At 66.3% G+C, this 9,316-nt stretch carries 10 protein-coding genes; 3 read left to right on the forward strand and 7 right to left on the reverse strand.

Annotated elements, in window-relative coordinates; translation table 11 throughout:
- Window positions 1-19: 19 nt before the first annotated feature.
- Together ACLHRZ_RS30590 and ACLHRZ_RS30595 are read right to left on the reverse strand one after the other, a co-directional pair.
- Window positions 20-703: a hypothetical protein gene (locus ACLHRZ_RS30590; protein WP_490421817.1), complete on the reverse strand. Its 684-nt coding sequence runs from the start codon at window positions 701-703 to the stop codon at window positions 20-22.
- 172 nt (window positions 704-875) lie between these two features.
- On the reverse strand, window positions 876-1,529 hold the full coding sequence (locus tag ACLHRZ_RS30595; protein ID WP_490421818.1) for an antibiotic biosynthesis monooxygenase family protein: 654 nt from the start codon (window positions 1,527-1,529) through the stop codon (window positions 876-878).
- A 182-nt stretch (window positions 1,530-1,711) separates the two neighbouring features.
- On the opposite strand from ACLHRZ_RS30595, the gene ACLHRZ_RS30600 reads away from it, so the two are divergent.
- The 3 genes from ACLHRZ_RS30600 (at window position 1,712) to ACLHRZ_RS30610 (ending at window position 3,095) form a co-directional block, all read left to right on the forward strand.
- Complete coding sequence (locus tag ACLHRZ_RS30600; RefSeq protein WP_490421819.1) at window positions 1,712-2,149, forward strand: peptidoglycan-binding protein; 438 nt, start codon at window positions 1,712-1,714, stop codon at window positions 2,147-2,149.
- Window positions 2,149-2,424, forward strand: coding sequence for a hypothetical protein (locus tag ACLHRZ_RS30605; protein ID WP_490421820.1), 276 nt, complete (start codon window positions 2,149-2,151; stop codon window positions 2,422-2,424). Before ACLHRZ_RS30600 ends, ACLHRZ_RS30605 begins: the two co-directional genes overlap by 1 nt.
- Before the next feature lie 194 nt (window positions 2,425-2,618).
- A complete protein-coding gene (locus tag ACLHRZ_RS30610; protein ID WP_490421821.1) occupies window positions 2,619-3,095 on the forward strand; it encodes an RICIN domain-containing protein in 477 nt (158 codons plus the stop codon).
- Between the two features lie 198 nt (window positions 3,096-3,293).
- Here the strand turns inward: ACLHRZ_RS30610 and ACLHRZ_RS30615 are convergent, their stop codons facing one another.
- From ACLHRZ_RS30615 to ACLHRZ_RS30635, 5 genes are all read right to left on the reverse strand, one after another.
- Entirely contained in the window at window positions 3,294-3,839 is a 546-nt protein-coding gene (locus ACLHRZ_RS30615) for an RICIN domain-containing protein (RefSeq protein WP_490421822.1), read from the reverse strand.
- Window positions 3,840-3,975: 136 nt separating this feature from the next.
- The gene (locus ACLHRZ_RS30620; protein ID WP_490421823.1) at window positions 3,976-4,209 is read right to left on the reverse strand and encodes a hypothetical protein; all 234 of its coding nucleotides are present in this window, start codon (window positions 4,207-4,209) and stop codon (window positions 3,976-3,978) included.
- A gap of 17 nt (window positions 4,210-4,226) precedes the next feature.
- Window positions 4,227-5,177 carry a MerR family transcriptional regulator gene (locus ACLHRZ_RS30625; protein ID WP_490421824.1) on the reverse strand — a complete coding sequence of 317 codons (951 nt, stop codon included), beginning with the start codon at window positions 5,175-5,177 and terminating at the stop codon, window positions 4,227-4,229.
- A gap of 137 nt (window positions 5,178-5,314) precedes the next feature.
- The gene (locus ACLHRZ_RS30630; RefSeq protein ID WP_490421825.1) at window positions 5,315-6,640 is read right to left on the reverse strand and encodes a YfjI family protein; all 1,326 of its coding nucleotides are present in this window, start codon (window positions 6,638-6,640) and stop codon (window positions 5,315-5,317) included.
- Between the two features lie 75 nt (window positions 6,641-6,715).
- Entirely contained in the window at window positions 6,716-9,187 is a 2,472-nt protein-coding gene (locus ACLHRZ_RS30635) for an Lsr2 family DNA-binding protein (RefSeq protein WP_490421826.1), read from the reverse strand.
- Window positions 9,188-9,316: the final 129 nt, after the last annotated feature.

Genomic DNA, 9,316 nt, shown 5'->3' on the forward strand with positions numbered 1-9,316 from the left:
CCGGACGTGTCGACGGCGTTCAGGCCTCCGAGGCCGTGAGGGTCAGCCAGTGGGTGTAGAGAGCACCCGCGTCGCCTCCGCCCGCCGCGTCCAGCAACGGCTCGATCACCTCGTCGATGTGGTCGGCGGCCTCCTTTTCGGAGGCCCACTCGGAGAGCACGAGCACGCTGCTGCCGTCCTGGCTCACGTGAAAGTTGGCAGCAATGGCTCCGGGATAGGCCCGCTCCTCCCCTTCCGCCTCTTCCTCCGCCGCCAGCAACCCGTCGATCCACTGACGGGCCGCCTCTGCACCGGCCATCGGGAAGACTGCTGCGGGGAAGCACTCGGGCACGGGCGCCGACTGGGGTATCGCTCCACCACGGACAACGCGGTACAGCTGGTACGGACCGGGGCCCAGGGACCGGGCATCTCCCACCCCCCAGACCGGAGCAGGGCGGGAGATGCTCCCTTCCTGCTGCAAGGAGACCTGCAGCGCCGCGCGGGACGACCACTGGGCGTACGCCAGCACGGAGTTGCCGTCCGAGCTCCGGTAGCAGCTGGCGGACAGCAATTCCTCCGGCCACTCCGCCGTTTTCCAGTGGGCGGACATCGCATCGGCCACCTCGTCCTGCAGACCGGGGCCATTGACGGTGATCATTTCGACAAGGACGGCATCGACGTCCGGACGGTCGATGGCCGGCAGGCCGGCAGGGGCGTTCGCCATTATCAATCCCCTTCGGCAATCCGACAGAACCACGGGTCCATTTTCGGCGGCACAGCGGTGTTTTCCCATAGCAGCCGCTGAAACCTTTCGATTGGAACCAGAAGTTCCGCAGGAGCCTGCCAGGGAATGTCAAATCAGTGTCAGGGGAGCTCAAATGTGCCGGCAGCAGACATCAAGCGATCCGGCGGCCGACACTGCGGTACAGGTGATACCGCCTGAACCCGATGGGCCGAACCCCCGGGATGTCACCGCTCACCCGCATGGTGGTCACCCGGGCCGCACTGTCGAGAAACGCCAGGTGAGCCTCGTCCGATGTCCACTCCGCATAATTGAGCACGCGGGTGGCATCGGTGCTGACATGGAAGTTCGCGGACAGCATGCCGGGCGGCCCGCTGTCCGGCGGCCCGTCCAGCGCGTCGGTCAGAGAAGCGATGACCCGCTCCTGTCGTTCGGCGCCGTCGACGTCGAACATGGCAATGACCACGCACGCCGGGACGCCGGACGTCCCCTGCGGCACCACGCTGGCGCGAAGCCGGTATTCGACCGCTCCGGCCCTGGCGGGTCCGCGCAGCGAGTCCACGAATGGCACGTAGGAATCCCCGTCGGAGCACTGCGTATAGGTCAGCACCGTGTCCTCCTCGGTGCTCAGGTAGCAGTTGAACGAGAGAATCCCGGCGGGCCATGGGGTACTGCTCCACTCCGCAACCGTCCGTTCCAGTACGGCCTGTGCTCCAGCACGGTCCGGTTCATGTCGTTGGCCGACGAAAATCGATGCCACATCGGAGCGTCGGATCTCCGGCAGGCCGGAGAAAGTCAAATGACTCATTTCGCATCCACTCGTCAGAACTCAGCGCTGGTAGGCGGATTCGCTCCGGGCGCGCCGGAGTGCCCTGGCCCACCACAGCAGCTGGTCGACCATGGCCTTTGCCGCTGCCTCTCCGCCTTCCGGAGCACGGAGGCAGCCGTCTTCGGTGACGCGGTTCCCCGGAGGGTGATGGCGTGTACCGGATGGCCCGTTCCCGCAAGTCGTCCTACGTCTACGGATACGGCTACCCGGACTACCCCGAGGGCATCGTCGTCGCCGACCCGGCATGGAAGGGCCGCGACGGCGTCACCTACTTCGGTCACGAGGCCTCCGAGGACGACCTTCCCTCCGGGGGCAGTTCCCGGCCGAGCACCCCGGCCTCCGGGCAGGTGGTAATTGACGGCCTGGCCTACGGCCCGGGTGCGGAGGGCTGGCACATCACAGCCCTTGGCCGGATGCTCGTCGCCGCGGGATGCTCCGCGTACGAGGAGGGACCTGGTCCGGTGTGGACTTCGGCCGACAAGGAGTCCGTGCGCCGGTATCAGATCAAGATTGGTGACCGGGGTTCGGATGCTGACGGCCTGCCGGGCAAGCGCCAGTTGGCCCGCCTGAAGCGCGAGTTCGGATGGGCGGCGGCGTAATGGCATCCATACCGAAAAGGGGTCGGCACCGCGGGCCGGCCGCGGCCTACCCGATTCTGGAACTGGCCCGCGAGCACCCGGCCCGGCTGTACAGCATCGCCGCAGCAGCCACGCCCCTCGTCGCCCTCTACGTGCACGGCCTCCCTCAGGAAGCGATTCTTGGCCTGGTGGCCGCGCTGTTGGGCGCGGGTGAGGTCACGCAGCGTGTGGAGAACTCGAAGACGGCGGAGGCGTTCGAGCTGCTGGCCCGAGCAGCTGCACGCAAGACTCCCTGACGACGAGGCGGCCCGACCGGAGCGGCCTGCACACGTCGCTCAACGGCCCAGACGTGGCGCCTCGTTAGCCTGCCTACAGGTCAAGCGTGTTGATAGGCCAAGTAAAGGAAGGGTAAGATCAACTTCCCATCGATCGGCGCATCCCTTTTGGAGATGCCCCATCCAATGCGTGACCTATAAGGAGGGGGAGCGGCATGAAGAACATCAAGAAGCGAGTGCTGTCTCATCTGGCAGCTGCAGCAGTTGTGGCGCCACTGGCGGTAGTTGGAACTTCAGGCGAAGCTTTCGCCTGGGGTGACAGGAACGTCCAGTGGAAGAATGCACAGACCGGAAGGTGCCTGACCTGGAACAGTGAAGGCGTTCTCACCACTGCGCCCGCATGCGGCCGTAGCGCGGGCGAATGGAGTGAGAAGGAAGTATCAAACGGCGTCTTCCAGTTTCGAGAGGAATTTCAGGACCAGGGGAGGAACCGGTGTCTCGACAGCAGCGACGCGGGTAGGGTCTACCTGAATCCGTGCAACTCGGGAAACTATCAAAAGTGGAGGGAGACGAAGACCTCCACTGGGTGGAAGCTCACCAATGTCGCAACGGGCCTCGTTCTCGACAGCAGCGACGGCGGCAAGGTGTACACGAAGCCTGACAATGGCGGTAAGTACCAGCGCTGGCTCTAGCATTCGGGTGAGCAGCCCGGCATTGATCGTGTCGCGTCACGCGAACTAACTAACCACGAATAGAGTAATGCCGACAAACGAAGCCCCGCACGTCCAAATGGATGGGCGGGGCTTTTTGTTGTTTCAGGCCTGCAGGTCAGGCAGAGGCCGAGTCACCCCTGGAAGGGAAACGAGTCCCCAGCGGGGTCGCCGTATCGGTTACCTGGCCATCACTTCCCAGACTTGACCATGGGGCTCGCTGGCAGCATTCCACTGCTGGGCCGGAGCCCCATTATCGGTGCGAGAATCTGCAATCTCCAGCACTTGGCCTGAATTACTGTTGATGAAGTAAGCGCCTCCCTGACTGGTGTCGCTCGCCCACTGCCACTCCTGAGTTCTTATGTCCTTGCAATCCCACTGTTGAACGGGAGCCCCGTTGTCGGTACGGGAGTCGGCAATCTCCAGACACTTGCTGGAGTTGACGTTATATATCCAGTAATTCCCGTTGGAGGCAGGCCAGAGGATCCACTGGGATGCGAACTGACCTTTACAGGTCCACTGCTGGGCCCGCGCCCCGTTCTGCTCGCTTCCGTTGCCAATCTCCAGACATTTACCGCTGTTCCAGTTTTTGAGATACACATAAGCTTTCGACTCCGCTTGATCCAGCGAGGGCAGGGAAGCGGCTTGGGCAGGTGAGCTTGGTGCAGCAAAAGCTAGAGTAACAACGGAACCCAGAATGGCTGCGGCTCTTCTAAAATTTTTCATGAAGTCTCCTTTTCGATAATTTTCATCGCCGACTTTCCGGACAGCTCTGCCCCCTGGTCGCAACACAAGTGGGCCTCGCCGACTAGGGCATTGACGCTGCGTCAGCAGGGCAGCCCCGTCCGATACTGCGGGCCCTTCAGTTGCCCCGTCGGCTCCTGCGCTGGGCTGTCTTTGCTTGGCCGTGTGCCCAGCCCGCGACAAGTGCGCCGCTGGCGACGGCGATGATGTAGACGGTGAGGCCGGCCGCGAATCCGCCTGGCAGCCAGCCGAGTAGACCGGCGTTGCCGTGGTCGACGACCTGGCGTATCGCTCCCTGTCCCCCCAGGACGAGGAGAGCTACACCAAAGATTTGTAGAACGTCGTACTTCACGTGGTGTCCTTCGGAGCTCAAGACGTGACTGCGGTGGTAGGGGCATCACAAGGAACGCTGGTGAACCAGGCGTAGGCGGGAGCGAGCGTTGGTGATGCAGGCCATCGATTGACCGTTGCCAGGAGCTGCCAATAGCGTTTGGTGTGTGGGTCAACGGCCATCTGCAGGCGGGCGAGGAGCCAGCGGCGCAGATCGCCGTCACCGGCACTCGTGAACGCGTGGCCGTAGAGGTCGATCAGTGAATGGGCGAGGGGCGCGGTTTCGGTGGAGGCGGGGAGGATGCCGGTGGATACGGCTTCGTCGATTCGTTCGCGCATCGTTTGATTGAGGCCGTCGTGCAGGTCGGTTAGGTCCTGCTGAGACGGTTCTTGCGCCTGCTCCTCAGCTATGCGCCGCACCGCGGTTCGGAAGTCTGCGTTTTGGCAGAGTTCGGCGAGTTCCGCCCAGGCCCCGACCTGTTCGGGTGTGGGGTCGTCGGGGAGCTCGGGCATGGCCGAGCGCATCAAGGCCACGAACTCTGGGTTGCTGTCAAGACCGTTGAAGGCGTCATCGATGAAGTCTGCTACCAGTCGGTGTTGTTCGGCACGGGACAGCGCGGCGAGTCGATGCATGAGGTCTATCTCCGTGCTTGTGGGGCAGCCTCTGGCCACTGCTCGTAGGACAGCGCGGCGCAGGCGGAGGGTCTGGATCTGTACGTCCAGGGCGTCGGCGTGTGCTTCGGCGACTTCGGGTACGGATGCGTCCCGGTCCAGCACCTTGCGCACGGTCGCCAGGTCGATCCCGAGGTCGCGTAGCGTGCGGGCTAGATCCAGGCGTGCGAGTGCGTCAAGGCCGTACAGCCGGTAGCCCGCCGGGCTCCGGCCGGTCGGCGGGACGATTCCCTGGTCGGAGTAGTACCGGATGGTCTTCACCGTCAGGCCGGTCCGGCGGGATAGTTCTCCGATGGAGTAGAGCGTGTCGCTGTCCATGCCCCCAGCTTGCTGTCTCCCCCCAGGGGAGACTCAACCGAGTCCAGCAGGATGCTGTGCCTGCGCAGCTCGCGGCGGTTGGGGTTGCTGTCCACGGCGCCGGGAATGTCCGGGCTGGCTTGCCATCTGTTGCATGCTCAGAGCAAGGCGAGGAAGGGATTCGCCGGGGTGGCAGGCTTGGGCTTCCTCACCGGCTGGGCCGCGGGGCGAGGTGCCGGGGCAGGACGGGCCGGCTGCGGGGCCGGGGTCTTCTTCTTCGATCGCTGCCGGAGTTGTTCGGCGATTTCGTCGCTGAAGGTGTAGTAGGTCGTGGCGCGGCCGGTGGCCCCTTCCTGGACCGCGATGGTCTTCATGCCGGGCAGGGCTCTGACGGCATCGGCCCGCAGCTTCACGTACGGCAGGAGCTGGGTTCCGGTGGCCATGCCACTGTGCTGCGCGAGGATGTCACGGACCTTGTCCAGGTCGCTGCGCGGCTGGCGCTTGGCCTTCCGTGCTGCGGCCTTGCGGACGATACGGACGGCATCCTGCACGGAGCGGCGGACGAGGGTGAAGGCGGCGTTCAGCATGTCCTCGGTGATGGTCTCGGAGCATTCGGAGGCGGCCAGGCAGGCAGCGGTGCGCAGGGTGTGTTCTGCTGTCCGTTCGATGAACACGGCCTCGTCCTCGGGCAGGGTTTCGCTGAGGATGCGCGCGTACCGGCGCACGAGCCGCCACAGCGGGCGGGCTTCGGGCGCGAGGGCGATGTGGCGGGGGCGTGCGGTTGCCCACGCGTACGCGTCGGTGAGGGCGTCGTCGTCGACCGTGGGGAGGGGTGCCTCGTCGTCGTCCAGCATGGGCACGGCGCCGAGCAGGAAGGGCAGGACGCGGTTGTACGAGCCGCCTGCCGCGTCGGACAGTGCGACGTAGGTGGCCCAGTCGGACGGCGTGATGTGGGCGTGCAGCACGAGCGCCGGGTTGCGGACTTCCTGGGCTTCGTCCTTGGTGGTGTTGCGCAGCGTGGCGCCGTCCCAGGCGAGGCGGAGTTTGGTGGTGTACGACGGGTCGCGCTTCGCCCGCTTGAGTACCTCCGACCACTCTTCCTCCAGCACCAGGGCCCGCACGTCGCGGCCCGCTTCGGTGTCTTCGGTGGCGCCCTGCTGCTGCCACAGGTGGTTGACCAGGCTCGCCCCGGAGCTGAGCGAGGAGGTGGTGTGCGTGGCCAGGAACCGGTTCAGTGCCTGGCCGACGACGTGGTCAGCGGCCCAGCGTGCGGTGCCCTTGCCGCGGGAGGACTTGCCCACGATGGCGGACCACAGCAGGACGGGCCTGTCGTTGCCGCGGGATGCCACCGTGACCGTGCCGCTGATCGCGGCCGACCACATCGACAGGGCGGACACGTAGATGCCGAGCGGGTCGGTTTCGGCGAACGGGGCGACGGCGCGGACCGCGCGGCCGATCGGCCCGTAGAAAACCGGGGTAGTCACAGGGTTCTTCAATCTGTCGGAGCTTGTAGGGTTGGCGCGGGACGGGCGCGCTTGCCTCGCGCCCGTCCCGCCAGATCAAGCGGCCTGGAGCTGCTGTTCGCGGGCCTCCTCGTAGGCGACCCGCACGTGTTGCGGCAGGCGTCCGCGGTCCTTCAGCTCGAAGCCGTTCTCTCTGCCCCACTTGCGGATGCAGTCGGTCTTCTCCCGCTCGGTCAGGCCGGAGTGCACGGCCTTGACGGGCTCGGGCAGCGGGTCACCACCGACGAACTCACCAGAGCACACCGCGTCTTTAAACCGTCCGGGCTCGGTGACGTCCATGCAAGGGATGCCGCGTTCGCGTGCGTCGCGCAGCTTGGTCGCGTTCTTCTCCGCGCCGACTCCGCACAGGATCAGCACGGTGGAGTCCTTGGCCCTGCCCGCAATGTCGAAGCCTGCGTTGCGCAGAGCCTCGCGTGCCTCGTCCCAGTCATAGCCGGGCACTTCACCGGAGAGCATCACCGACGGGCGTTCCTGGCCGTCCTGTTCCTGGGCCTCGACGGTGGTCTCATCCTCCGCCTGCTCCTCGTCGTCCTGGTACTCCTCGACGGATTCCTCCACCGGGTGGCCGGCTGCGTCCTCGTCCGGGATTTCTGCCGTGTCGGCGACGGCTTCGCCGGGCTCGCCGAGCGCGCCCACCAGGAGCGCGCTGAACTCTTCGGCGTGCTCGGACGACACGGCCCACTCACGGCCACCGAGCGTCAGCGTCTGCGACTGGGCATCGAGCAGCGCCCCGAACCGGTCGGTGTGCTCGGGGCACAGGCCCCAGGCTCGTTCGCCGAGTGACAGCGTCGTGGTGGCGTCGACCTCCGACCCGTCCCGCGCGATGTGCGCGGCACACGGGGCCGCCTCCACCGGCACGGGCACCGTGGGCTGCACGGCCGTCGACTGCTGCTCGTTCAGGTCGACCGGGGGACGGTGGGAGACAGCAGCGGGAGCAGGCTTCTGCAGGCGAGCACGTATGGTCTTGGCCACCTGCTGACCCGTGGCACGGGCTCGTGCAGCCGCGGGCGGCAGCGTCTCCCGCACGTACCGGACGGCCTTCTTGCGGGCACCCGCGAGCTTCTGCCGGGCCGGGCCCGCCTGACGCAGCCGACTGCCGAACGTGTTCTTCACGGGCTCGCGCACCATGTCCTCCTTCACCGTGTTCTCCTGCTCCTGCGTTGTGCCGACGAGTCGAATTTCCTGCGGGGCCGAGCCGGCCACCGCCTGCCCTGCCAGACGCGCCAGCATCCGTGTACCGGCGTGCTTCTTGGCCCGCTGCCTGCCCTGCTCACGGCACAGCTCCAACAGCCCCTCCGCCGTCGCGCAGCCGCCCTTGATAACCGGCTTCAACCTGCCCGGGATCGACACCCCCAAGGGCGTCTTCCGCTCCTCCAGCCGCGCCATCCCGTGCCAGCGCGACGAGCGGTGCTGAACCTCGTACCCGAAGCCGTGGACGTCCGTGAACAACCACCACTCCTGAGCCCATCCCGGATTCATGGGGGCGATCGACTCACCGTCGGAGACCGCCGGGGGTGTGGGATCCGGCTGCCTGCTGCGCCTGCGCTGCTCCTGGATCCGTTCCCCGGCCATCCTCCACGCCGCCCGCCGCGCTTCCTGGGTGGTCTGGTACGCCATCTGCACGCGGGCCTGCTTCTCCAGCTGCGCCAGCCTGACCGGGTCCGCGGGCATCGGTTCGTGCACAGGCCGGGGCACCAGCACACCCGGCACCGCGCCGCCCTCGTCCTCCCACTGCTCACGTGCTGCCGCGTCGGCAGCGTCCCGTGCGAGAGAGCGTTGCTGTGCTGCGCTGTTGGGGTCGATGACTACCGGTACGGTGCGCTGGGCGTGACGCCACTCGACGGGCGCTCGTTTGCTCACCTCGTCCAGTACCACGAACGGGCCTACACGGTCGTAGCTGTTGCGGTCGGCGAGGGCATCGGCACCTGCAGTGCACGCCTCGCGGATGCCCTTCGGGTTGCAGATCGTGCCCGTACTCATGGCGGGGGCGTTGCGGTGGAAGTTGCCCAGCTTGACCCCGCCGCAGTCGCACGTGAGGTAGTCACGCAGCATCCTTGCTACGCCCTCCGCGGCCACATAGAGCCACTTCGTTTCGCCGTCGCACCCCGGCTGGTGGTACGGAAGCGGCTCTTCGTCGTCCTCGACCGGCTCGGGCTCCGCCTGGTTCTCGTCCGCATCGGCGGGCGCGGCTACGTGCGAGGCACAGTGGTCCTCCCACAGGTCGCGGGCCTCCTCCACCGTCGGCCGCCATGCAATGGTGCGGGAACGCCCCTGCTCCTCAACTTCCGTCCACCTTTTGCACTCGCAGACAACCCGGAACTGCCCGGCGCGGTTGGACACCAGCACCTGAACGATCCGCCCCCGGTACCCCGCGTCCTCGACATCCACCCGGACATGCGCGTCCACCTGTTCCTGCGTCACGATGCACAGCCGGTTGGTCTGCTCCGAGAACACCGAGCCGTCCTGTGCGCCCACCGTCTCGGCCAGCCAATTGCCGTTGCGGTACACGCGCTTGACGACTCAGACATGCGTCTGCTCGTAGAAGTCCTGCACCACCAGGTCACCGACCTTGACGGTCCGCTTCTTGGAGTCCACCGGCAGCTGCCACGCTTCAACCCCCTGCCGCAGCTGCTCTTG

The sequence above is a fragment of the Streptomyces sp. AM25 genome (genome assembly GCF_058146165.1).

What these genes read in the sequence shown, in the direction of transcription:
- ACLHRZ_RS30625 (WP_490421824.1), bottom strand. Translation starts at nt 5,177, where the DNA reads ATGGACAGCGACACGCTCTACTCCATCGGAGAACTATCCCGCCGGACC.
- ACLHRZ_RS30610 (WP_490421821.1), top strand. Translation starts at nt 2,619, where the DNA reads ATGAAGAACATCAAGAAGCGAGTGCTGTCTCATCTGGCAGCTGCAGCA.
- ACLHRZ_RS30605 (WP_490421820.1), top strand. Translation starts at nt 2,149, where the DNA reads ATGGCATCCATACCGAAAAGGGGTCGGCACCGCGGGCCGGCCGCGGCC.
- ACLHRZ_RS30590 (WP_490421817.1), bottom strand. Translation starts at nt 703, where the DNA reads ATGGCGAACGCCCCTGCCGGCCTGCCGGCCATCGACCGTCCGGACGTC.
- ACLHRZ_RS30615 (WP_490421822.1), bottom strand. Translation starts at nt 3,839, where the DNA reads ATGAAAAATTTTAGAAGAGCCGCAGCCATTCTGGGTTCCGTTGTTACT.
- ACLHRZ_RS30600 (WP_490421819.1), top strand. Translation starts at nt 1,712, where the DNA reads ATGGCCCGTTCCCGCAAGTCGTCCTACGTCTACGGATACGGCTACCCG.
- ACLHRZ_RS30595 (WP_490421818.1), bottom strand. Translation starts at nt 1,529, where the DNA reads ATGAGTCATTTGACTTTCTCCGGCCTGCCGGAGATCCGACGCTCCGAT.